Source organism: Pseudoclavibacter terrae (assembly GCF_008831075.1).
GTDB lineage: Bacteria > Actinomycetota > Actinomycetes > Actinomycetales > Microbacteriaceae > Pseudoclavibacter > Pseudoclavibacter terrae.
In genome coordinates, this window is sequence record NZ_WBJX01000001.1 from 835,796 (window position 1) to 859,034 (window position 23,239).

At 69.7% G+C, this 23,239-nt stretch carries 21 protein-coding genes and 1 pseudogene; 13 read left to right on the forward strand and 9 right to left on the reverse strand.

Annotated features, from left to right (window positions below):
* Nucleotides 1-180 precede the first annotated feature (180 nt).
* The 4 genes from F8O03_RS03895 to aztB all read right to left on the reverse strand — a co-directional run bounded on the left by F8O03_RS03895 (nt 181) and on the right by aztB (nt 4,581).
* Nucleotides 181-1,368, reverse strand: coding sequence for a hypothetical protein (locus F8O03_RS03895; RefSeq protein WP_151422667.1), 1,188 nt, complete (start codon nt 1,366-1,368; stop codon nt 181-183).
* Nucleotides 1,369-1,433: 65 nt separating this feature from the next.
* On the reverse strand, nt 1,434-2,375 hold the full coding sequence (gene aztC, locus F8O03_RS03900) for a zinc ABC transporter substrate-binding protein AztC (protein ID WP_151422669.1): 942 nt from the start codon (nt 2,373-2,375) through the stop codon (nt 1,434-1,436).
* A 2-nt stretch (nt 2,376-2,377) separates the two neighbouring features.
* Nucleotides 2,378-3,652: a hypothetical protein gene (locus tag F8O03_RS03905; RefSeq protein ID WP_151422671.1), complete on the reverse strand. Its 1,275-nt coding sequence runs from the start codon at nt 3,650-3,652 to the stop codon at nt 2,378-2,380.
* Between the two features lie 23 nt (nt 3,653-3,675).
* Complete coding sequence (gene aztB, locus F8O03_RS03910) at nt 3,676-4,581, reverse strand: zinc ABC transporter permease AztB (protein WP_151422672.1); 906 nt, start codon at nt 4,579-4,581, stop codon at nt 3,676-3,678.
* Between the two features lie 36 nt (nt 4,582-4,617).
* Here aztB and F8O03_RS03915 point away from each other — a divergent pair, with 36 nt between their 5' ends.
* The 3 genes from F8O03_RS03915 (at nt 4,618) to F8O03_RS03925 (ending at nt 6,459) form a co-directional block, all read left to right on the forward strand.
* Entirely contained in the window at nt 4,618-5,340 is a 723-nt protein-coding gene (locus F8O03_RS03915; protein ID WP_151422674.1) for a metal ABC transporter ATP-binding protein, read from the forward strand.
* 73 nt (nt 5,341-5,413) lie between these two features.
* A complete protein-coding gene (locus F8O03_RS03920) occupies nt 5,414-5,998 on the forward strand; it encodes an HdeD family acid-resistance protein (RefSeq protein ID WP_151422676.1) in 585 nt (194 codons plus the stop codon).
* Nucleotides 5,999-6,003: 5 nt separating this feature from the next.
* Complete coding sequence (locus F8O03_RS03925) at nt 6,004-6,459, forward strand: DoxX family protein (RefSeq protein WP_151422678.1); 456 nt, start codon at nt 6,004-6,006, stop codon at nt 6,457-6,459.
* A gap of 143 nt (nt 6,460-6,602) precedes the next feature.
* Here the strand turns inward: F8O03_RS03925 and F8O03_RS03930 are convergent.
* Nucleotides 6,603-7,894 (reverse strand): annotated as a pseudogene (locus F8O03_RS03930) (low temperature requirement protein A).
* A gap of 159 nt (nt 7,895-8,053) precedes the next feature.
* Here F8O03_RS03930 and F8O03_RS03935 point away from each other — a divergent pair.
* From F8O03_RS03935 to F8O03_RS03960, 6 genes are all read left to right on the forward strand, one after another.
* Nucleotides 8,054-8,644 (forward strand): GNAT family N-acetyltransferase, encoded by a 591-nt coding sequence (locus F8O03_RS03935; RefSeq protein ID WP_151422680.1) that lies wholly within the window; start codon nt 8,054-8,056, stop codon nt 8,642-8,644.
* Nucleotides 8,645-8,783: 139 nt separating this feature from the next.
* Nucleotides 8,784-9,932 carry a peroxidase-related enzyme gene (locus F8O03_RS03940; RefSeq protein WP_151422682.1) on the forward strand — a complete coding sequence of 383 codons (1,149 nt, stop codon included), beginning with the start codon at nt 8,784-8,786 and terminating at the stop codon, nt 9,930-9,932.
* 59 nt (nt 9,933-9,991) lie between these two features.
* Nucleotides 9,992-11,065, forward strand: coding sequence for an ABC transporter substrate-binding protein (locus tag F8O03_RS03945; RefSeq protein WP_151422684.1), 1,074 nt, complete (start codon nt 9,992-9,994; stop codon nt 11,063-11,065).
* Entirely contained in the window at nt 11,065-12,165 is a 1,101-nt protein-coding gene (locus tag F8O03_RS03950; RefSeq protein WP_104253795.1) for a FecCD family ABC transporter permease, read from the forward strand. Before F8O03_RS03945 ends, F8O03_RS03950 begins: the two co-directional genes overlap by 1 nt.
* Nucleotides 12,162-12,947, forward strand: a complete 786-nt coding sequence (locus tag F8O03_RS03955; RefSeq protein ID WP_151422685.1) for an ABC transporter ATP-binding protein — start codon at nt 12,162-12,164, stop codon at nt 12,945-12,947. Before F8O03_RS03950 ends, F8O03_RS03955 begins: the two co-directional genes overlap by 4 nt.
* Entirely contained in the window at nt 12,947-14,890 is a 1,944-nt protein-coding gene (locus F8O03_RS03960) for an FAD/NAD(P)-binding protein (protein ID WP_151422687.1), read from the forward strand. Before F8O03_RS03955 ends, F8O03_RS03960 begins: the two co-directional genes overlap by 1 nt.
* 178 nt (nt 14,891-15,068) lie before the next feature.
* Here the strand turns inward: F8O03_RS03960 and F8O03_RS03965 are convergent, their stop codons facing one another.
* Both F8O03_RS03965 and F8O03_RS03970 read right to left on the reverse strand, forming a co-directional pair.
* The gene (locus F8O03_RS03965; RefSeq protein ID WP_151422689.1) at nt 15,069-16,301 is read right to left on the reverse strand and encodes an MFS transporter; all 1,233 of its coding nucleotides are present in this window, start codon (nt 16,299-16,301) and stop codon (nt 15,069-15,071) included.
* A complete protein-coding gene (locus tag F8O03_RS03970) occupies nt 16,294-16,737 on the reverse strand; it encodes an ArsR/SmtB family transcription factor (RefSeq protein WP_151422691.1) in 444 nt (147 codons plus the stop codon). The genes F8O03_RS03965 and F8O03_RS03970 overlap by 8 nt, the downstream gene beginning before the upstream one ends.
* A 123-nt stretch (nt 16,738-16,860) precedes the next feature.
* Here F8O03_RS03970 and F8O03_RS03975 point away from each other — a divergent pair, with 123 nt between their 5' ends.
* The 3 genes from F8O03_RS03975 (at nt 16,861) to F8O03_RS03985 (ending at nt 21,404) form a co-directional block, all read left to right on the forward strand.
* Nucleotides 16,861-18,186 (forward strand): GNAT family N-acetyltransferase, encoded by a 1,326-nt coding sequence (locus F8O03_RS03975; RefSeq protein WP_167516457.1) that lies wholly within the window; start codon nt 16,861-16,863, stop codon nt 18,184-18,186.
* A gap of 75 nt (nt 18,187-18,261) precedes the next feature.
* Nucleotides 18,262-19,635, forward strand: coding sequence for a hypothetical protein (locus F8O03_RS03980; protein WP_151422695.1), 1,374 nt, complete (start codon nt 18,262-18,264; stop codon nt 19,633-19,635).
* Between the two features lie 416 nt (nt 19,636-20,051).
* Nucleotides 20,052-21,404 (forward strand): choice-of-anchor G family protein, encoded by a 1,353-nt coding sequence (locus F8O03_RS03985; RefSeq protein WP_167516458.1) that lies wholly within the window; start codon nt 20,052-20,054, stop codon nt 21,402-21,404.
* A 95-nt stretch (nt 21,405-21,499) separates the two neighbouring features.
* On the opposite strand, the gene F8O03_RS17990 is transcribed toward F8O03_RS03985, so the two are convergent.
* Nucleotides 21,500-21,643 (reverse strand): hypothetical protein, encoded by a 144-nt coding sequence (locus F8O03_RS17990; protein WP_167516459.1) that lies wholly within the window; start codon nt 21,641-21,643, stop codon nt 21,500-21,502.
* A gap of 53 nt (nt 21,644-21,696) precedes the next feature.
* Nucleotides 21,697-22,062: an MmcQ/YjbR family DNA-binding protein gene (locus F8O03_RS03990; protein WP_151422699.1), complete on the reverse strand. Its 366-nt coding sequence runs from the start codon at nt 22,060-22,062 to the stop codon at nt 21,697-21,699.
* A 111-nt stretch (nt 22,063-22,173) separates the two neighbouring features.
* On the opposite strand from F8O03_RS03990, the gene F8O03_RS03995 reads away from it, so the two are divergent.
* Entirely contained in the window at nt 22,174-23,205 is a 1,032-nt protein-coding gene (locus F8O03_RS03995) for an NADPH:quinone reductase (RefSeq protein WP_151422701.1), read from the forward strand.
* Nucleotides 23,206-23,239: the final 34 nt, after the last annotated feature.

Genomic DNA, 23,239 nt, shown 5'->3' on the forward strand with positions numbered 1-23,239 from the left:
TTCTCCTTGTCGTCTGCTTCCCTGAAGCACGATGCCTGCAATCGCGGGGCTGAGGGCCTCGCTGTTCGGAATCATATTGCCGTTCGCTTGCGGGGCGCATGGGGAGTGCTCCCCATGCGCCCCTGGCTTCACTCAGGCTGGTGCGGTACCCAGAGCCGTGAACTGCGGCGGGTGGTCGCTCTAGCTCAGCGCGATCTCGTTCGGCACTCCGGGGAGCGTCTCAGAGGTGGTGATCTCCTCGGTCTCGAGGTCGACCGCGTGGATGGTGCTCGTGGCCGGGTCGGTGACGTACGCGATGCCGTCCTGCACCTTCAGCGCGGGGTGAGCGTCCTGCCACTCGGCCGGCCCCTCCCACGCGTCGATGACCGGGATCGAGGTGATGAGCGAGCCGTCCGCCTCAGCGAAGAGGTGCAGCGAGCCGTCGGAGCCGAGGACGATCGCCTCGTTGTCCGAGCCGCGACCGAGGTCGCGGAAGGTGTAGCCGACCCCCTCGGGCAGATCGTGCACGGAGATGGCGCCGGCCGCCGTGTCGACGAGGCTGAAGGCCTGGAGCAGGTAGCCCTCGGCGTCCGGATCCGACTTGTAGTCGCCGAGCGCGATGGCCGATTCCTCGGTCGTGAACATGTTGCCGATTCGGCCGAAGTCGTCCGGCGACGAGAGCTTGGTGATCTCGCCGTTCGCGTAGGCCAGCGCACCGTTCTCGCAGCCCACGATGACGACCTCATCCTTCACTGTGCCCTCGCCGTGCACGCCGGGGCAGTCGGTCGAGCGGGCGAGCTCGTTGCCGTCGGCGTCGGTCGCGACGATGCCGGTGCGGTCGCTGAGCGTCGTGACGAAGGTGCCGTCGGAGAGCTCGATCGAGACGCCGTGGTGTGCGGCGTCGCTCGCGACCGTCGTGGTCTCGGGCAGTGTCGTGTTGTCGGCGAGGAGCGCATCCGTGTCGAAGATGACGGAGTCGCCAGTGCCGTCGAAGAACAGCACGGTCTTGCCGGCGTGCGGCACGGCGTGGCCGGCCTTGGAGCCTTCGAACGTCAGGCCGGTGAGGGCCGGTTCCCGGGTGTCGAGCACCTGGAATCCGGTCTCCGTCGTCACCAGCACGTTCTGGCCGTCGCCGACGGGGTTGACGCGAGTGAATCCGTCGATGGGGACGTCGCCGACCACCTCGAGGGTGGCGGCGTCGAGAACGACGAGCCCGCCGTCGTAGGTGAGCGTGACCGTCTCCGATGCTGGAGCGGAGGCGGACCCGGGGGTTGCCGCCGCTTCGCTGGGGGCGGCCGGGGTGGTCTGCGCGCAGCCTGTCAGGGCGAGGATGCCAAGTGCGGAGACGGCGATGGCGCCGCGCGTCTTCGATGGTGATGCGATGGTCATGGAGACCTTTCTGTGTGCGGACTTGCTTCTGGGATGGGGGATCGTGGTCGGGGCCGGTCGGAGAGTCAGGGTGCGAGGCCCGAGGTGATGCGCTCCGTGTTGGCGCGCATCATCTCGAGGTAGGTCTCGGCGCCGCCGCCGGCTGGCGTGAGCGATTCGGTGAACAGCGGCTCGACGCGCACGTCGATGCCCGCCTCGTTCGCGAGGGCGCGGGCGAGGTCGTCCGGGCTCGATGCATCGGCGAAGATCGTGGAGACGCCGGCGGTCGTGATGTCCGCGCTGAGCTCGGCGAAGTCGGCGGCGCTCGGCGCTGCCAGCGTCGTCCCGCCGGGGATGACGGTGCCGACGACGGTGAAGCCGAATCGGTCTGCCAGGTAGCCGAACACGTGGTGGTTGGTGACGAGGCTCTTGGATGCGCTCGGGATGGTGTCGAACTGGTCCTGCATCCACGCGTCGAGCTCGTCGAGCTGACCGGCGTAGTCGGCGACAGAGGCGTCGAGCGCCGCCCGGTCGAGGCCGGCGACGTCGGTCGCGAGCTGGCTGCTCAGGGCGTCGACGACCGCCGACATCCTGGCGGGGTCGGTCCAGAAGTGGGGGTCGTCCATCCCTTCCGCGTCCCCTTCCGTGTAGGCGAGTGGCTCGAAGGCGTCGCTCGCGACGAAGTGGGGGATGCCTGCGGCGTCGACCTGCGTGAGGTGCTGCGCGACTCCCTCCTCCAGGCCGAGCCCGTTGGAGACGACGAAGTCGGCGTTCTCGATGGATGCGGCCTCCTGCGCGGAGAGGCTGAAGGAGTGCGGGTCGGCGCCGGGTTTCATGAGGGTCGTGACGGTTGCCTGGTCGCCGACGAGCTCGGTGACGACGTCGCCGAGGATGTTCGTGGTCACGACGATCTCGGGCCGGCCGTCGGTTCCCGTCGCGCTGCAGGACGCGAGACTCGCCGTGATGGTCACGGCGGCGAACGCGGCGGCGATCGTGCGGACGGCCGGGAGCTGGACGCGGTTGCTCATGGTCAGTTCCCCGTCTCGAACGCGAAGGCCGGGGCGGACGGGAGGTCGAGGGTGCGGGCGATGCGGGCGCCGTCCTTGTAGTCGATCTCGTGCACATCGGCGGAGGCCGGTGTGCTCAGGTAGGCGCGGCTCGTGTCGACGGAGAGGTGGATGCTCATCGCGGAGTCCGGGGTGCCGATGAGCCCGGCCTGCGTGCCGGTCACCTCGCCGGTCGCTCCGTCGATGACCAGCAGCGTGCCTTGGTGGTCGACGGCGACGACGCGGCTGCTGTCGTCGGCGACTGCCACGGCGGTGAGGATCGGGGTCGCGGTTGGGATGAAGCTCAGCTCCTGCGTTCTGGAGGAGGCGAGCCAGATGCCTGCGTCCCCGGCGGGGCCTGCGACGGCGGGCCGGTGCGGGCGGTTGTCGAGGGAGCTCGCCGGGCCGACGGGTGCTGCGCCCTGGCCTGCCGTCGCACCGGCATCCGGATAGGCGACCTTGGTGAGGGCGGGGGCCGCCGACGTGGCGCCTGCCTCCGCGGCCTGTGCGAACACGAGGCCGTCAGAGCACGAGAAGGTCGCGCCGAGGCTCGTCTGCTGGACGTCGCCCAGGCCGGGGCACTCGACGCCGACGCCCAGGTCCTGGCCGTCGAGCGAGTATGCGCTCAGCGTCGGCGTTCCGCCTGGCGACTCGACGCTGCTGGCGACGACCGCATCGCCGACCGGAGCTGCGGCTCCGACGTGGGCGGTGGACTCGACCCGAGCGAGCTCGACCACCTCACCCTGCCCCAGTGCGTGACGGTCGAGGATGACGGTTGTCCCGGAGTCCTGGAAGCTGAGGGCGGCGACAGCCTCGTCCGAGGAGACGCGGGCGGGTCCTGCCTCCGCGAGCTCACCTGTGACCCCCGGCGCCGTGCGGTAGTAGTGCACGTGGTCGCCGTGCGGCACCGTCCACACGCCCGTGTCGATCACCTGCGTGATGCCGTCGCCGTCGGCTCCGGACCCCGTGAAGACGAATCGCCCGTCGCTCACCGCCCAGGCGGGTTCCGCGACGGAGTCGAGCGTGGTGGTCTCACCCGTGAGGAGGTTGAGCACGTTCACGGAGCCGTCCGCTCCGATGCTCGCGATGCTCGACTGGGCTTCCGTGAGCTCCTCGGCGCCGGCGACGAAGCCGTGTGGCTGTTCTTCGGGCGCCTGGCTTTCTGTGGACGCCGCGGTCCCCTCGACGGGGGAGGCGCACCCGGCGAGGGTGAGCATCCCGACCGCCGCCAGGGCGGCGACGACGGGGCGTCGACGCATGGATCCGGAGAGAAGGGGGAGGGCTACGCGTGTGCGGGGCAAGATGTGACGCTTTCTGCTGGAGCGGTGGATGCGGAGGACGTGCGGGCGCGCGCGCCACGGAGCCGGGCCGGGTGCACGAGTGCGGCCACGGCGACGGACAGCACGGCGGCAAGCGCGATGGCGGGGCCCGCGGCGATCGAGAGGTGCCAGGAGGCGTAGAGGCCGACGACCACAGCGGCGACGCCGATGGCGCTGCCGAAGGCCATGATGCCGACGACGCTCTTGCGTGTGAGGGATGCGGCGGCGGGGGGAGCCAGGAGGAGCGCGGTGACGAGCAGGGTGCCGACGGCCTGGTACGACGCGATCACGGCGAGCGCGACGAGTCCGATGAGGGCGAGGCTCGCGCGCTCCGGTCGCAGGCCGAGGGTGTGGGCCTTGCGCTCGTCGAAGGCGAGGGCCGTGAAGCCGCGGTGGAAGAACGCGAGTCCGGCGATCGCGAGCACGAGCGCTGCGCCGATGAGCAGGAGTTCTGCCGGGCCGATGGCCAGCACGTCGCCGAAGAGCATGGCCGTGACGTCGACCGCGAAGCTCCCCGATCTGGAGACGATCGCGATGCCGAGCGCGAGCATCCCGACGAAGAGGATGCCGATGGCGGTGTCGTTGGAGAGGCGGGTGCGCTTCGTGAGGGTGCGCACGCCGACGGCCATGACGGCGGCAGAGGCGGCGGCGCCGGCGACGGGCGGGAAGCCGAGGAGCACCGAGAGCGCGACTCCGGGCAGGATGCCGTGGGCAAGCGCCTCGCCGAGGAAGGCCATACCGCGGAGCACGACCCAGGTGCCGACGCAGGCGCACAGGACGGCGGCGAGGGAGCCGCCGATGAGGGCTCTGGCGAAGAAGCTCGCTTCGAGGGGATCGGTGAGGAAGGGCACGAGGAAGGACCGTAGCATAATGAAAACGCTTCTCATTACCGATAGGGTTCGAGCATGGCCCCCCTCACCACACTCGCGAACGCAACCGTCCGCTACGACTCCCACGAGGCGCTCGCGGGAGTCTCGCTCGAGATCGCCCGCGCCGCGATCACGGTCGTCGTCGGGCACAACGGCTCAGGCAAGAGCACGCTGCTCGGCATCCTCGCCGGGACCACGCCGCTCACCTCCGGGTCACTCGAGTGGCACGACTTCGACGCATCCCCTGGACGCATCGCCTACGTGCCGCAGCACGCCCGACTCCCAGAGGCCTTCCCGATGACCGTCGGGGCAGCGGTCGCGATGGGCAGGTGGGCCGAACGAGCCCGAACCGGCATCCGCCTGCGCCCTCGAACGCGAGCGCATGGGCGCCGGAGCTCCGACGCCGAGCACGTGCACGAGGCCATCGAGCAACTCGGCCTCGGCCCTCTGCGCGGACGACTCCTCGGCGAGCTCTCCGGCGGCCAACGACAGCGCACGCTCATCGCGCAGGGCATCGCACAGGACACCGAGCTGCTCCTGCTCGACGAGCCGACGGCCGGCGTCGACGCCGAATCGAGCGAGCGCATCGCATCCTGCCTCGCCGCGCTCGCCGCACGCGGCACGACCATCGTCGTCGCGAGTCACGACGCCGAGGAGATCTCGGCGGCAGACGCCATCATCACGCTCAGGGACGGTCGGAGGACGGACGAAGAACTCACACCGTCGGTGGGCCAGCGGCGCACTTCGTCACTAGGATGACGGCAACCCCTCGCTCTCCGGACGAGGGGAGTCGACGCCGCGCGCGGCGCATCCCCCGCTAAAGGAGTCCGCAGTGAGCCAGTCCACCCCCATCGCGCGTTTCAACCTCAACCCGACGCTCCTGAGCCCGAAGCAGGTGACGACGCTGCGCTGGATCTTCGGCGTCGGCGGAGCCGTCGCACTCGTCCTCGGCATCGTCGCGTTGGCCTTCCCAGAGAAGGCGCTCACCGCCATCGCGTGGGTCTTCGGCATCTTCTTCGTGTTCACCGGAGTGCTGCGCCTCGTGCGCGCCATCGTCTCCAAGGGGCTCCCCACCGGGTGGCGCGTCTTCAACGCAGTGGTGGGCCTGCTGCTGATCGCCGGTGGAGTCGTCGCGCTCGTGCAGCCCGCGGCGCTCATCGACGCGCTCGGCATCCTCATCGCCATCACCTGGATCATCGAGGGCATCGCATCCCTCGCGGATGCGTCCCCCGACCAGTCGCGCTGGTTCGCGATCATCTCGGGCGTGCTCAGCATCGTCGCCGGCCTGCTGATCCTGCTGTGGCCAGCTGGGATCGTCGTCGTGATGCTGTGGATCGTCGCGTTCATCCTCATCATCGGCGGCGTCACGCAGCTCGTGATGGCCTTCCGGTTCGGCAAGACCGCCAGGAAGGCGTGACGATCATGGCGATCAAGAGCTCGGACATCCGCCTCGCCGACGAGGCACCCACCTCACGGCTTCGGACCGTCAAGCGCGTGCTCCTCGGCGGCTTCCTCGTCTTCGCGGGGGTCACGCACCTGACCGTCGCGCGCGAGGAGTTCACGGCTCAGGTGCCGAAGTCCGTCACCAGATACGCCCCCGTGACGGCCGACCAGGTGGTGCTCGCCTCCGGGGCCGCCGAGATCGCGCTTGGCCTATCGCTGCTCTTCGCCCGTCGAGCCCAGCGGCCGACCGTCGGCTGGGTTGCCGCGGCGTTCTTCGCGGCTGTGTTTCCCGGGAACCTCGCGCAGTTCGTGCACCGCCGGGACGCGTTCGGCCTCGACACCGACAAGAAGCGCTTCCTTCGCCTCTTCTTCCAGCCAGTGCTCATCGCCTGGTCGCTGTACTCGGCCGGGGCCTGGCGCCGCCGCGTCAGGTAGGAGGGCAGGCGCGCGCGAGCCGCTGCCCGTCTCGCCCCACCCGCCAGCAGATTCGGGATGGGTTTCTCGCTTCCGGATGGTTTGTTTCCCATCCCGAAGCGAGAAACCCATCCCGAAACGCGCAGGTGTGGGGGGCAGCTGAGCTAGTGGGACGCGGGCGCGGACTGCTCGAGGCGGTCGAGGTGCGCCGCTGCGTGGCGGTGCCCGAGGGCCTCGTAACCGACCACGACGACAACGGGCGCGAGCATCCCGACGAGCAAGCTGACCGAGATGCTGGCACCATTCGCCGCCATGACGACACTTGCCGCGAGCACGGCGACGGATACGAGCGCGAGCCCCACGTGGAAGACATCGATCGTGCGCAGCAGGTACGCGTACAGCGTGAACACCGTGAGCAGGAAGATGAGCACGGGGATCGCGACGGAGAGCACCGCCGTGACGTCGCTCACGTGGTAGTGCTCGTCGAACGTGTACGCCACGATGTGCAGACCAGCTCCGGTTGCGGCGATCGACGCGAAGATGAAGAAGTGGCCGTACCCCCACGGGAACGAGCGCTCCGGTGGACGTGCAGCACCTCGGCCGCCGGCACCATGAAGTACACCCACCACATGCCGAAGATGAGCACCATGCCGACGATGACGAGCACGATCGCGTCGAAGCTCCAGCCGTACTCGGTCGTGATGGTCGTGACGGCGGCGATCGTGCCGAAGACCCCTTCTCCGAGCGCGATGATCGCGAGCAGCGAGTAGCGCTCGGCGATGTGGTGCGCGTGCCAGGGCGTTGCCGAGCCGTTCCTGGCCCCGCGGCGTTCGGCGATGAGAGGGCTGGCGATCTCGACGAGGAGCGCGACGAGCCCGCCCAGCAGTGCGAAGACGAGTGTGAGCGGGAGGATCGCGATGACGATCCAGAGGATCTGCGCGATGGACACGAGGACCGCGTACGTCATGGCCGTCGTCCGGTACCGTGAGCCGCCCCTGGCCGCGCGGAGCCACTGGCAGACGAGCGCGACGCGCATGACGACATACCCCGCGATCATGACGCGGTTGTCGAGCACCTCACCGTGATCGATGGACTCGAACATGGCCGGGAGCCCGAGGGCGAGGATGACCACGCCCGCCATCTGCACCATCGTCAGCAGCCGGAAGAGCCAATCGTCGGTGTCGAAGGCCGAGGCGAACCAGGAGAAGTTGATCCACGCCCAGACCAGCGAGAACATCGCGAAGCCGAAGCCGATGATCGCGGGCACCGTGTGGCCCTCGGCGATGCCGTGGGCGAAGAGATTCCCGGCGGTGGCGAACGACGCGGCGAACGCGAGGTCGTAGAGCAGCTCGAGCGGCGTCGCGGCGCGTCCCTGCTCGTGGGTGTCGCGGCCGAGCATCCGCTGGAGCCCGTGGTTCAACCGCCGTGGGGCGGGTGCGCGTGTTTCTGAGGTCATGACGTCGTCCGATCTGCCGAAGTGAGCGAGCTCCGGAGGTCTCGCAGACCGACGCTGATGTTCCCCCACCGGCTCCGAAGCCTGTACATGTTACGTCGTCCTCCGCGTTCCCGCGCGTCGTCTCCCGCTGAGCACATGTGCAGATGCGACACTGCGAGGGTGGATGCACACCTCCGACCATGGGTGGCCGACGATGCCCCCGCCCTAGCGAACGCGATGCGGACGTCGCCGGACCTCGCAGCGCAGTTCCCTGGAGGGGTGCCGTCGACGGAACTCGACTTCGTCTCGTACATGGCACAGCACCTCGTCTCCGGCACGGCGAAGCACGACTTGGCGATCATCGTCGACGGGATCGCCGTGGGCAACGTGGGGCTCAGCAACATCGAGCACGTGCACCAGACGGGGTGGGCCTACTACTGGCTCGCGAAGGGGGCGCGGGGGAGGGGCCTCGCCACGCGGGGCCTCGCGACGATCGCCGACCTGGCGTTCACAGAGCTCGGCCTCTTCCGGCTCGAGCTCGGGCATCGCACGGGCAACGCCGCGTCGTGCCGCGTCGCGAGCCGCGCCGGCTTCCGGCCTGAGGGGATCGAGCGACAGAAGCTGCGCTACGGGAAGCAGCGCTTCGATGTGGAGACGCACGCGCGCCTGACGCTCGACCCGGTGCCGGACATCGAGCTCATCCCGCGCACGGCCTACCTGGCTGGCCCCCGCCAGCCAGATCTGACCCGCCCGGATCTCGGGCCCGCCTGACCGAGCGCGCACGACGCAGGACACATGTCCCGGTGAGGGGCGTCGAGTTCATGCGGGGTAACGCAATTGCACGCGGCCGCGCCGGTGGTGGCAGTTTGGTATCTGATCTCGCCCGAACTCCACTGCTGAGGACCCCCACGTGCGCATCTCTCCGACAGTTCCCGAGTCGATCGCCTCGCTGACGGCCGCGAAGCCCGAGGTCATCGAGCAGACGCTCGCGGCCTACTCGGCGCTCTACGAGGCACCCCAGGCGCTCGATGCGACGCTCCTGCACGGGTTCGCCCGCACGGTGGCACGCTGGCAGGGCAACGCGCAGCTCGCGGAGTGGCACCTCTCTCAAGGCGCGGACGCGCGCCTCGTCGGCGACGAGCTGCCCGCCGACCCGAAGCTCCGTGCGCTTGTCGAGCACGTCGACCTCATCACGGTGTCGCCGGCGCTGGCGACGCACGAGGACCAGCACGTGCTGCCGCTCGCCGGCATCACGCCGGACGAGATCGTGCTCCTGAGCCAGCTCGTCGCGTTCGAGAGCTACCTCGCCCGCATGCTCGACGGCGACGCGCTCCTCGCTGGTCGGTCGCCGGAGCGGGTGGATGCGCCTGCGCGCTCGACGGTCGCGGCCGGTCGCTCGAAGGACCTCAGCGGACGCACGATCTCCGGCCTGCAGAAGCCGACCTCGTACACCCAGGAGCAGCTCGAGTGGTCGCCGTGGATCGCCGCTCCCGCGGAGGACGAGCTCACCCCCGAGCAGGTCGATTCCTTCGCCGCGAAGGCGACCACCAACAGCGTCTACTTCCGGCTCCTGTCTCGTGTACCCGCCGTGCTGAAGGCGCGCAGCGCGATCGACAACGCCGTCTTCCTGAGCAAGGACGGGCTGCCGCGTGCCGAGCGCGAGCTCGCGGCGGCGGTCGCCAGCAAGGTCAACGACTGCATCTACTGCGCGTCCGTGCACTCACGGAAGGCGACCTTCCAGTCGAAGCGTCACGATGACGTCCAGCGGGTCATCGACGCGAGCCTGCCGAGGGACGCGAACTGGCAGCCGACCGCGCTCGAGGCGCTGAGTGCGGGTCAGGATGCACGCTGGTCCGCCATCATCCGCTTCGCGGCGAACCTCTCGACGCTGCGCCCGAGCGCGACGCCGAGCCAGATCGAGGAGCTCCGCGAGCTCGGCCTCGACGACGCGGAGCTGTTCGACCTCGTCGGTTCGACCGCGTTCTTCGCGTGGGCGAACCGGCTCATGCTCAGCCTCGGCGAACCGAACTGGCCCGCGTCCGCCCCGTCCGCCGGCTGAGCATCCCGGCCCGCTTTCTCGCACCTTCTTCTGCACCCCAGCCACCGAGAGGTTCCCCTATGCCCATCGCACGTCGACTTCCCGCCGCCATCGCGGCCCTCGTCGCCAGCACGCTGCTGCTCACCGGCTGCGGCACCGTCACCCCCGAGGGCGGGGCCGACGCCGAGACGATCACCGTCGTCGACGACCAGGACCGCGAGGTCACCATCGACGGACCCGTCGAGCGCGCGGTCGTGCTCAACAGCTACGGCAACGAGTTCGTGCGGGCGATCGGCGCGGGCGACACGGTCGTCGGCGTCGACCGCGCCTCCATCAACCGCCTCCCGTACCTGCCGGTCGACGAGGCAGACGTCATCGCCGAGGGCCTCGACCAGATCAACTACGAGGCGGTCGCCGAACTCGACCCCGACGTCGTCATCATGCCCCGCAACGCCGTCTGGCGTGAGGCCGCAGAGCAGCTCGAGTCGTTCGGCATCCCCGTCGTCGTCGCGACCGCGTGGGACTACGCGGTCTTCGACGAGACCGTGAGCCTCCTCGGACAGGTCTTCCAGAAGGAAGAGGGCGCGCAGGCGGTCACCGACTTCTCGAGCGAGATCCTCGACGTCGTCGCGGACCGCACCGAGGGCGTCGAGCCCGTGCCCGTGTACTGGGAGACGGTCGACCCGTACCTGACGGTGCTCCCCGGCTCCGGCTTCCACGCCATCATCGAGGCGGCTGGCGGCACCAACGTGTTCGAGAACGCCGCGGGCGGCGGTGACGAGCAGGAGGAGATCACGGTCGACCCCGCCGAGGTCGTCACCCGCAACCCTGCCGTCATCGTGCACGAGTTCGAACCCAGCGCCACGCCGACCGGCCAGGAGCGCTTCGACTCGCTCGGCGCGGAGATCACGGCCCGACCGGGCTGGTCGAACGTCGACGCCATCAAGAACGGTGAGGTGTACCTCGCGAACGGATGGGCGACCAGCGCCGTCGCGAAGTCCATCGGCGCCCTGTACCTGGCCAAGTGGCTGCACCCGGAAGAGTTCTCCGACGTCAACCCGGACGAGTTCCTCGAGCGCTGGGTCGTCGACTTCCAGGACACCGACTTCCCCGGCGCGAACGAGTACATCCAGCAGTACCAGGCGGGCGCGTAGTGACGGTCGCGACACCAGAGGCCGGCACGGGCTCGGCCGGCGAGCAGAACGCGGTCGCGTCGAGCGAGCGCAAGCGCGCCAACATCAAACGGCTCGCGATCATCGGCGGCCTCATCGTGAGCGCGCTCGCGATCATCGCCGCCGTCACGATCGGCACGGCCGGCGTCACCTTCGGGGACGTCTGGGCCGCGGTCGTGCTGTCGATCTTCGGCGGCACGCTCGAGAACGACTTCGCGCAGAAGTTCTCGATCGTGACGGAGCTGCGCCTGCCGCGAGTGCTGCTGGCCTTCGCGGCCGGCGCGGGACTCTCGCTCTCCGGTGTGCTCATGCAGGGGCTGCTGCGCAACCCGCTGGTCAGCCCCTTCACCCTCGGCGTCTCGCCCGCGGCCGCCTTCGGCGCAGCCCTCGCGATCACCATCGCCGGCGGCACGACCCTCCCGTCGTGGGCGATCATCGCGAGCGCGCTGGTCGTCTCCCTCGCCGTGTCCGCGCTTGTTCTCGGCCTGGCATCCGCCAAGGGCATGGCGATCGCCACCCTGCTGCTGCTCGGAATCGCCATCACGCAGCTCTTCGAGGCGCTCACCGCCGCCCTGCAGTTCACGGCCAACGAGAACACGCTGCAGGCCATCGTGCGGTGGACCTTTGGCTCCGTGAACGACGCGACCTGGGGTGACGTGCAGACGGTCGGCATCCTCGTGCTCGCGACGATCCCGTTCGTGCTCTGGTTCGCGAAGGACCTCAACGCCGTCGCGTTCGCCGGCGACGACGCTGCCAAGAGCCTCGGCGTCAACGTGCAGGCACTCCGCGTGGGGCTCATCATCGTGGCGGTCGTGCTCGCCGCGGTCATCGTGAGCTTCTGCGGCGTCATCGGGTTCGTGGGCCTCGTCGGGCCGCACATCGCGCGCCTCATCATCGGCGCGGACCACCGCTACCTGATCCCGTTCTCGGTGGTCACCGGCGGCCTCCTGCTGCTGGTCGCCGACACGGTCGGGCGCACGATCCTCGCGCCCGCCGTCATCCCCGTGGGCATCGTCGTCGCCTTCATCGGCGCGCCCATCTTCATCCAGCTCATCCTCACGAGGAAGACGGCCCTCAAATGAGCCTGACGATCGACGGCATCGAGTTCGCCTACGGCAAGCACAAGGTGCTGAAGGGCGTGAGCCTCGAGGTGCAGGACGGAACGTTCTGCGCGCTCCTCGGCCCCAACGGCTCCGGCAAGTCGACGCTGACGAAGGTCATCGCCCGCGTGCACAAGCCGAGCGAGGGCACCGTGACGTTCGACGGCACGGACGTGCTGAGCCTCGGCAGGCGCGAGCACGCCAGGACGGTGGCCTACGTGCCGCAGTCCGGCGAAGCTCCGTTCGACCTGACCGTCCGGGAGGCGGTGCTCCTCGGCCGGACCCCCCACTACGGCATGGCCCCCGGCGCCGAGGACTGGCGCCACGTGCAGGACGCCATCACGCTGCTCAACCTCGACGGGCTCGTCGACCGCAACATGTCGGAGCTGTCCGGCGGGCAGGCGCAGCGTGTGCTCGTCGCCAGGGCGCTCGCGCAGGACCCGAAGGTGCTGCTGCTCGACGAGCCGACCAGCGCCCTCGACCTGCGCTACCAGATCGAGACGCTGCAGATCGTGCGCCGCATCACCCGCACGAAGGGCATCACCGCGCTCATCGCCATCCACGACCTGAACCACGCCGGTCGCTTCTGCGACCAGATCGTCATGCTCGACCAGGGCACGATCATCAAGAGCGGCACGCCAGCCGAGGCGCTGCAGGAGGACACGCTCAAGCAGGTCTACGGACTGCGCGTGACCGTCGAGGAGCGCGAGGGCTTCGTCGAGGTGCGCCCCGTCGTCGAGGACGACCTGGAGTACCGCATCTGATGTTCGACGCCGTCATCGTCGGGGGAGGGCCGCGCGCCGTCGCCACGGCGCTCCGGGTGGCGGCTCGCCGGCCCGCGACGCGCATCCGCATCGCCATCGTCGACGCCATCGACGTGGGCGCCGGGGCGACCTGGCGCATCGACCAGCCGGCCGAGTTCCTCAACAACACGACGTCCGGCTCGACGACCATCCACGCCGACGAGTCGACCAGAATGTCCGGGCCGGTCGTGCCCGGCCCAGACCTCGTCGACTGGGCGGCGGCGATCGTGGAGCGCGGTGCGCACCCCACCCCATGGGTACTCGAGGAGGCCCGGGCCGTCCGGCCGGGGAGCATCCCTTCGAGACGCCTGCAGGGCGTCTACTTCCGCGAGCAGCTGGACGCCGCCGAAGCGAGCGGAGACGTCAGCGTCACCCGCATCGACGGGACGGCCGTGGATCTGCGAGCCGATGGGGCCGAGACGCGCACCGTGGTCCTCGCCGACGGCACCGAGCTGACGGCATCGGTCGTGGTGCTCGCCCAGGGCATGGTGCAGGCGCTGCCGAGCGAGGAGACGGAGCGGTTCGAGCGAGCCGCTCGCGACCGGGGCCTCGTCTACATTGCACCGGGGATGCCGGCCGAGCAGGACTGGTCGGCCGTCCCCGAGGGCGAGCACGTCATCGTCCGCGGCCTCGGCGCGAACTTCTTCGATGTCGTCGCCGTGCTCACGGCGGGTCGCGGCGGCAGGTTCGAACCCATCGCGGGCGACACGAGGGGCAGACTGCGGTACCTGCCCTCCGGCCGGGAGCCGATCCTGCACGCCGGCTCGCGCCGCGGCGTGCCCTATCGCGCGAAGGCCGACGGCTGGGCGGAAGCGACGCCCTTCTCCGCCCGCACAGCTGACCGCGCCTGGTTCGACGCGCTCGCAGCGACGGAACCCGCGTCGCTCGACTTCCGCCGAGACGTGTGGCCCGGGATCGCCCGAGAGCTCGCCGTCGCGTACCTGACGGCACTCGCCGGGTGGGCCCCGGAAGCGATGCTGGTGCAGCTGGAGGCCGCCCTCAAGGAACTCGACGGTGCGCAGGACGTGGCCGCTCTCGACGCGGTGCTCACCGCATCGATCGACCACGACCTGGACGATGGAGCGCACGCCTTCACGATCGACTCCCTCCGCCGGCCCACGCGAGGCGAGCAGGTCACGGCAGAGCAGTGGGCGCGGCAGGTCGCGCAGCTCGTCGAGGCGGAACTCGGCTCGATGTCATCCCCGGACACGCACCCGCGCGCCGCCGTCAACCGCGCGATGGGCGCCCTTCGAGGCCAGGCCGGACGCCTCTCCGCCGCCGGCGTCCTCGAGGGGCGATCGGCAGTCCTGGACTTCGAGGGGTGGTTCAACGCCGACGGCCTGTTCCTCGCATCCGGTCCGCCCTCCGGGCGCACCCGCGAGGTCCTCTCGCTCATCGACGCCGGGATCCTCCACCTCACCGGACCCGAGACCGAGGTCTGGCTCGACGAGGCGGCTGGCGAGTTCGTGGCCCGCTCGGCGATCACCGGCATCGTCGTCCGGGCACGTGCGCTCATCGAGCCCCGCATGTCGAAGGGCAAGGTGCCGGCGACCAACGACCCGCTGCTCCGGGCACTGCTCGACTCGGGCCGCGCCCGCGTGCACACGCGGCGCTCGCGGGACGGCGTCGACGTGGAGACCGACAGCATGGAGGCAACCGGGGCAGCGCTGGACGATCAAGCGCCAGGCCTCAACCTCGTGGGTCGCGACGGCTCCGTGGACGAGCGTGTCGTCGTGCTCGGGATACCGGCGCTCAGCACGCAACCTGGCAGCGCGATCGGGGCGACCCCGGGCAAGCCGTCGCCACTCCTTGCGGGCGCGGACGTCGCGGCCAGGCAGATCATCGCGGCCGCGCAGTCGCAGTCGCAGTCGCAGTCGCAGGATGTGGGACAGCTGCGGGCCTGAGACGGGCCCAGCCGCGCCGCGCCGCGCATCCACCCCTCCCTCTCGGGATGGGCCCCTCTCTCGGGATGGGAAAGTCGCTTCGTGCTGGGAAGTTTCCCGCAACGAAGCGACTTTCCCATCCCGAGACCGAGACCGAGACCGAGACCGAGACCGAGACCGAGACCCAGCCCGGCGCGGCTCAGACCTGGACGGGCTCCGGGCGTCGATCGTGCGCGCCCCGACCGGCCCAGGTCAGTGCGGCGATGACCGTCGCGACAAGACTCAGCCCGCCGAGTACCGCGGCGGTCGGCGCGAGTCCGAGCCAGGCGCCGAGGAGTCCCGCCGCCGGATAGCAGAGGATGTAGCAGGCATGCGAGAGCGAGAACTGGGCCGCGAAGACGGCCGGCCGCTCATCGCTCGTCGCCGCTCGGCGCAGCAGGCGAGACGACGGGGTCAGCACGAGTGAAGTGGCCGCGCCAAGGAGCCCCCACACCGGGAGGGAGAGCATCCACCCCAGCTCGCTCGACGTCGAGAGGGTGCCAGCCGCAGCGAGGAGCCCGACGGGGACCAACGCGGCTCCTGTGAGCATCACGCTGCGGTCGGAGACCCGCTCGAGCACGCGAGGCAGGCCGAGGGCGACGAGCATGGACCCCGCGCCCGAGCACGCGAGGAGCACGGCGAGGTCGGACTGCGGCCGCCCGAGCTGCGCCTGCACGAACACGACGGAGTTAACGATGACCATCGCCGTCCCCGCGGCGACCGCGAGGTTCAGAGCCAGGAGCGCCCTGAGATCTCGGGTGCGCCAGAAGACCCGGATGCCCGAGGTCAGGCGAGCGAGGAAGGGGCTCGGCGCGGCGAGCGCGACGCTCGGGAACCTGGTCGCGGCGACGAGCGTCGCCGAGATGAGGAAGCCGACGACAGTGCCGACGAACAGCGAGTTGTAGGTGACGACCGTCAGCAGCACGGCAGCGAGGACTGGGCTCGCGAGCGCCTCGAGGTCGTACGCGAGGCGGGAGAGCGAGAGCGCTCGTGTGTAGCGGCGCTCGTCCGGGAGCACGTCGGGGATCACTGCCTGGAACGTCGGCGTGAAGGTCGCCGACGCCGCCTGCAGCACGATGATCAGCAGGTAGACCTGCCAGACCTCGCCGACGAACGGCAGCCCGAGGGCGATGGTTGCGCGGATGAGGTCGGCTGAGATGAGAACTCGCTTCCTCGACCACCGGCTCGTCACTGCGGCCATGACTGGAGAGACCACGACGTAGGCGATCATCTTGATCGTGAGGGCCGTGCCGAGCACGATGCCGGCGTCGCCGCCCGCGAGGTCGAAGGCGAGGAGGCCGAGCGCGACCGTGAGGAGGCCCGTCCCGACGAGGGCGACGACCTGCGCCCCGAAGAGGTGCCGGAACGCCCGGTTCGAGAGCAGCTCACGCATCGGAGTCCCCATCGGCGACCAGGCCGCGCGCGGCGTCGTTCCGGTGGTGCGGCGGGATGGCGTCCGCGCCGCCGACTCCGGCGACGGAGTGCTCGGCCTGGAAGATGGCGTCTGCGACGAGACGCCTGGCGTGCCCGTTGATGAGCCGGTAGAAGACGCGTGTCCCCTCCTGTCTGGTGGCGACGATCCTCGCGAGCCGCAGCTTCGCGAGGTGCTGCGAGACGCTCGCCGGCGTCTTCCCGACGGCTTCGGCGAGGTCGTTGACCGCGTGCTCACCGGTGTCCAGGATCAGCACGATGCGCACGCGGGTCGCGTCGGCGAGCATCCCGAAGACCTCGGCCGCGAGTTCGACGGTGGGGCTGTCCAGCTCGACGAGCGGTGAGGTGTCGGCGGGACCAAGCGATGCGCTCGGCCCTGTCTGCTTATCTGCATGCATACGCAGATAGTGTCACACGATCTGTGCTTGGTTCAACGCCACAGCGGCACCGGCGCGAGATCCGGCTCGCCGCGCCAGAACGTGCTCAGGAGCCGCGCGCCGCGCGGGACCTACGCTGGAGGCATGTCTGCAGTTGAAGATTTCACGCGTTTCCCGATCGACGAGACCTCAAGGGCGAAGCTCGCCGAATCCGGCCTGCGCTACGAGACGCTGGAGGCGAGCGACGCGGCTGGCTTCGCGGCCTGGGCGCGGGCGGACGTGCGCGGGTTCCTCGCCGCAGAGCCGAGCGAGAAGTACCTCGAGGGCATGCGGGCATCGCTCGGCTACCGGCGCACGACTGGCGTCTGGGACGATTCCGCTCCCCAAGCGGATGAGCCCGTCGCGACCACGAGCTCGTGGCCGGCCGAGCTCACACTGCCCGGCTGCACCCAGCTTCGGGTGTGGGCCATCAGCTCGGTCACTGTCTCGCAGGCGCGCCGCAGGCGGGGGATCGCCAGGAACCTGCTCGAGGGCGAGCTGCGCACGGCGGCTGCGCTCGGCATCCCGCTCGCGGCGCTCACCGTCTCCGAGTCGACGATCTACGGGCGCTTCGGGTTCGGGCCCGCGACCTTCGCGGCGAATCTCACCGTGGACACCCGTCGTGTGCGATGGAGCGGCCCCACGCCGAGCGGCCGCATCGACTACGTGAGCCGCGAGCAGTGGGCGGGTCAGATCGCGGGCCTCTTCGACAGCGCCCGCACGTCGACGGTCGGCGAGATCGAGGGCTGGGATGGCATGTGGCCGCGCCTGGCAGGTACCGTGCACGACGAGGAGGGTGAGGGCAAGAAGCTTCGAGCCGTCACCTACACCTCGGAGTCCGGCGAGCTGCAGGGGGCGGCGCTCTTCAAGTACGAGGGCGGCGACCACGACTACGCGAGCCACACGCTCAGCGTCGAGTTCCTCCGCACGGTGAGCGACGACGCGTACGCGGCAATCTGGCGCTTCTTCCTCGAAGCCGACCTCGTCTCCACCGTCAAGGCGGAGCACGTCGCCGTCGACGAGCCGGTCAGGTGGATGCTCGGCGACCAGCGGGCGGCGACCGTCACGACGACGGATCACCAGTGGCTGCGCATCCTCGACGCCAAGGCGGCGCTCGAGGCCAGAGGCTACGCGTCGCCAGGAGTGCTCGGCCTCGAGGTCGAGGATGCGCTCGGATTCGCGGACGGGGCGTTCCTCCTCACGGTCGCCTCGGACGGGGTGGGACGCGTCGAAGCGGTCGAGCGCCTCCCGGAGGAGGTGCCCGCCGTGCGCCTGCGAGTGGATGCTCTCTCGTCGCTCCTGCTCGGTGGGGTCGCGCCCGCCGCGCTTCGCGCAGCTGGTGTGCTCAGCGAGCTCACGGAGGGGGCGAGCGCTCAGGTCGCGCGCCTGCTGCGGGTCTCGCCGGAACCGGCTCCCGGCATCTGGTATTGAGCCGAGCCGCCGGGCGCTCCGCCGGCGGTGAACATCGCCAGCTTCCCCCGGTGACGCGCAACTAGAATCTGCGGCATGGCATCTGGATTCTGGGGGCGCGCTCGCCGCGCGAAGCAAGCGCAGCAGGCCGAGATCGACGCTCACGACAAGGACCTGGCGATGAAGGCGGGAGTGGCGCTGGTCGACGCCGACGAGCGCATCCGCCTCATGAACGACGAGCTGTCGTTCGCGGAGGCCGAGCTCGGCTCTGGTGCCACGCAGGATCTCAGGGACACGCTCGTCAACGTGCGGAAGTACATGGGCGAGGCGTTCCATCTGAACCAGCTCAACGTCGACGACATCCCGGACACGCCAGAGGAGCTGCGCACCAGGAACGCGCGCATCGTGCAGATCTGCGAGTGGGCGATGGGCCTGCTCGAGGAGAAGTCGTCTGTGCTCGAAGAGGCCGTCGCGGTGGTTCGCCAGACCCCGGCCGTGCTGGAGGGCGTCAAGCGCGACTCGGAGCGCCTCCGTGCCCGCATCCCTGACGCGCAGGCCAGCATCGATCGGCTGGCGCTCCGGTACTCGGATGCCGCACTCCACCAGGTCGGCGACAACCCCGCTGAGGCGGCGCAGCTGCTCACCTTCGCCGAGCACAGTGCCGACGTGTCGCTGCGCCGACGCGAGGCGGGGCAGAACGAGCAGTCCCGGCTCGCGCTCGAGGCGGCGACGGAGGCCGTGCGCCGAGTGCACACGCTGCTCGACGCCGTCGAGAACTATGAGATCGAGGCGCTTCGTGCCGAGTCGACGCTCGCAGCGGTCATCGCCGACTCCCGCGGCGACCTCGTCGCGGCGCGCGACGTGCCGCGCAGTCGCGAGGTCGAGGAAGCCGCCGAGCGGCTCACCGAGGCGCTCGCGTCGCTCCCTCCGGCGGGGGAGCGCACCGACCCGTTCGCGTCGCTCTCGCGACTCCGAGCTGCGAACACGGCGCTCGACGAGGCGGTTGCGAAGGCAAGAGATCGAGCGGCGCGCCCCATCCCGTCGCAGACGCAGGTTGCGACGGCGATCGATGACGCGGACCGGCAGATCGCCGTCGCGAACGACGTGATCTCCGGGCACCGAGGGTGGATCGGCTCCGCGCCGCGCACGCGCCTGGCGGAGGCCGAGCGCATCCGGAACGAGCTCGTCAGCTACCGGGGCGGGGAGGACGAGCGTGAGCAGGCCCTCTCGCTGGCACGTCGCGCGGGTTCGCTCGCGAGTGAGGCGCTGCAGCTCGCGCAGCGCGACATCGACCAGTCGCGCCCGCAACAGCAGCAGGGGTACGACGAGTGGGGGCAGCCGCGCGGTGGCGGATACCAAGGCGGGTACGGCGGTCGTGGGGGTCGGCGTGGGGGCGACATGGGGGATGTCGTCGGCGGTGTGCTCGGCGGTCTCATGATCGGCGGCCTGCTCGACGGGATGTTCGACTAGAGCGCTTGTGCAGGTCGCTCACCGTTCGGTTGGTTGAGATGGGTGAATATCCGGGTGAATCACCCCGTTTGACGCGAGTATTCGGATCAAGGTCCAGGAGGCTGTGCTAGTGCGCTATCTTCTTGTCCTAGCGCGTGATTTCGGAGTCGAAGTACCCAGCGTCTCCGACGCACGTGGTCCCACTGCCGTTCGTTCCCCCAGCGAAAGAGTGCCGCCGCATGCCAAGCACATCTCAAGAATCATCTGCCCAGACCCCACCGGTACCGAGTACCTCCACGGCGCCACGTACTGGAACCGTTACACGTCGCTCCATCGTTGCGGGTGCCGCATGGACGGCGCCGCTGGTCGTTGCGGCCGCATCCGCACCTTTTGCCAGCGCTTCCCCTGCCTGCGTCCCCGCCGGCACGCTGTTCAATGTGGATGCCTCGGGTCGTCTCCTGAGTGGGTCGCTCCTGAACACGAACCTGAACTCCATCGCCGGTGTAGCTGGCGCCAATGTGTCGGTTGCTCCCGGGACACCTGGCAACGCAGCGACCACCAGCAGCCCCCTCAACGTCGACCTCCTGGCCGCAACGCTGCTGAGTCTTGGGCTTCGTCTTCCCGTCCCCGGTGCAGCAGTTGGTCTCGTCAACCAGTTCGCCGCGGCGGCCGCGGCGGGAACGTTCACGGGGGCGAGCGGCGCCGTTGCGGACAACAGTGGCGCTATCTCCACCACCGCCGGCGTTGCGGGTGCGCCCCAGCTGGCAACCGTCGATCTGAGCACGATCCTCAGCGGAGTGACCGGTTCGCCTGCGCTGACCGCCCTGGTCGGAGCCATCTCGAATCTGAGTCTCTCTGTCGGAGCGGTCGGCAATCGTCTGAACGTTGACGCGCGCTGCACGGAGAACAGCGTGCCGACCGTTCGACAGCACGAGTACGTGCTGTCCTACCTGCGAGCAGTGGTGAACACCCCGATCGTGGGGACGCTCTTCTCCGCGTTGAACGGCAACCTCTCGATCGACACGGCCGCTCTCCTCACGGCTTTGCGCGCGATTCCGGTGCTCGGACCGGCCCTGAACGGCCTTGTCGGTGGCCTCCTCTCGCTGTCGGCAACTGTGACGGTCTCCAACGGGCCCCTCACCAACCAGCGCATCCCCAACGGAGTCAACGACCCCGTCTCGATCGACTTCGGCGCTGGGAACATCGTCGTCGACCTTGCGCCGCTCGTCGGTCTGCCCTATGACGGAGCCGGGAACAGCGGGCTCAACGGACGCCCCGCGAACACGCGCCTGTTCGCCGCTCCGTACCTCCCGACGGTGTCCACTGCTTTGTTCGTGGATGCACTCGCTCAGGCACTCGTGACTGCGCTGCTCAACACGATCACCGTCGACATCGGGATCAGCCTCCTTGGTCTGCGTGTGCTTCGCATCCAGGGCACTCTGGCCGCGGTCGTGAACGGGACCGCGACGATCACGCTGGCCGGCGGGTTGCTGGGTCTCAACCTCGGGCCTGTTCTCGGAGAGATCGGCACGGCGGTGCGCAACTCCGTTGTCGGTGCAGTTGTCGGACTCCTCGGCACCACGAACGTGCTCCTGGACAATCTGTTCCTGGTTCTTCGAGACGTGGTGGCTATCACTGTCAACGCTCAGGAAGTGTCACAGACGCCGACGAACACGAGCACAGATGCGTCCGCGCTGCGGCTCAGTATCGTGCCAGGTGCTGCTGCGGCCGGGCTGCTCGACCTTCGCCTGGCCCGCGGCTCCGGCACGACAGCCCGTCGCACGCCGTAGCGTCTCTCCGGACGTCAAGGGCCTCCGTGCCGCAACTGGACTTCAGTCCGTTCCGGCACGGAGGCCCCTTTTCGACGAGGGGTCGTGATGCGCGCCTACTTCGTCGAGCGGACCGAGAGCAGCTCGTACCCCTCCGGCACCATGGCCTCGATCTTCGACTTGGCCTCTTCGTAGGAGTCGGCTTCCGCCTCGATCGTCTCGCTCGCGACGGGACGGATGACTGCAATGACCTTGACCATCCGCTGATCATACGGCTGGCGGTCGCTGCTTTCGGAGAAGGACGCGACCGCCCCTAGCGCGCGTCGGCGTCGGCGTCGGTGTCGGTGTCGGCGTCGCGGAGGATGCGCTTCGTCGCCCTCGCCCGCCACGCCTCCTGCAGGACTTCGCCCAGTCTCGCCTCCGTCACCTCCTCGAGCCGCACGAGCACGCTCGGGTGGCCGTCGTAGTGCGGGGTGGTGAAGAACGCGTCCGGCTCGCCCTGCAGGAGCGCCTCGCGCTCACCCAGGTCGGCCCGCCAGCAGACCAGCACCCCAGGCTCGTCATGGAGGCGCGCGAACATCTTCGTCCCGACGTAGAACGCCGGAGTGCCGTAGGCGGTGCGCTCTTCCGTCTCAGGGAGCGCGAGCGCCAGTCGTCGAACATCGTCGTCGCTGCTCATGACGCCATCGTGTCACTGCTGCTGTCCCGGAACCAGGCCGTGCGCGGAACTCGGCGGCGTGGGCGCGCCGAGCAGGGAATACCTCGCGGCTTGCTCGTGCTGGACCTTGGTATGAAGGCAATCGTCTACGCATCCACCGGTCCGTCCGACGTCCTCTCCCTGGTCGAGCGCGAAGTCGCGCAGCCGGGGCCAGGGGAGGTGCGCGTCAGGGTCGTCGCCTCGGGCGTGAACCCGACGGACTGGAAGGCGCGAGAGGGAGGCGGAGCCGGAAGCGCGCTCGGCTTCGACGAGGTCGTCCCGAACCAGGACGGCGCCGGGGTCGTGGATGCGCTGGGCGAGGGGGTCACGGGCCTGACAGTCGGCGACCGCGTCTGGCTGTACCTCGCGGCGCACCAGCGTCCGACGGGAACCGCGCAGGAGTTCACGGTGCTGCCTGCCGATCGCGTCGTCGCCCTTCCAGATGGCATCGACTTCGATGTGGCCGCCAGCCTCGGCGTGCCGGCCATGACGGCGCACCGGGCGCTGACCGTGCACGAGCACGGGCCGGCCCGCCTCTCGCCTGGGGCGCTCGCTGGCCGCACGGTGCTCGTGCACGGTGGCGCCGGCGCGGTGGGTCACGCGGCGATCCAACTCTCGGCGTGGGCAGGTGCGACGGTCATCACCTCGGTCAGCAGTGACGAGAAGGAGGCACTGGCCCGTGCTGCCGGAGCCCACCACGTGGTGCGCTACCCCGACTCGTCGCTCGCCGAGCGCATCCAGGAACTCGCGCCGAACGGCGTCGACCACATCGTGGAGGTCTCGCCGACGCAGAACGCGGCGCTCGACGTCGAGGTCATCGCCAATCACGGCAGCATCGCCTACTACGCGAACAACAACGGTGACGACTTCACGGTGCCCATCATCGCGAGCTTCGCGAAGAACGTCCGCTGGCAGGGGCTGCTGCTCTACACGGTGGGGCCGGATGCGCTGCACGCGGCCGCCGAGGACGTGACGGCGGCGCTTGTCGACGGTGCACTGCCGGTGGGGGAGTCTGCAGGTCTGCCCATCACGTGGTTCCCGCTGGAAGAGACCGCGAACGCACATGACGCGGTCGAGGGAGGCGCGGTCGGCAAGGTGCTGATCCGCGTGGCTGACGGGGTGTGATCCCGGCGCCTCGGTGCGGCCTCGTCCTCGGGGC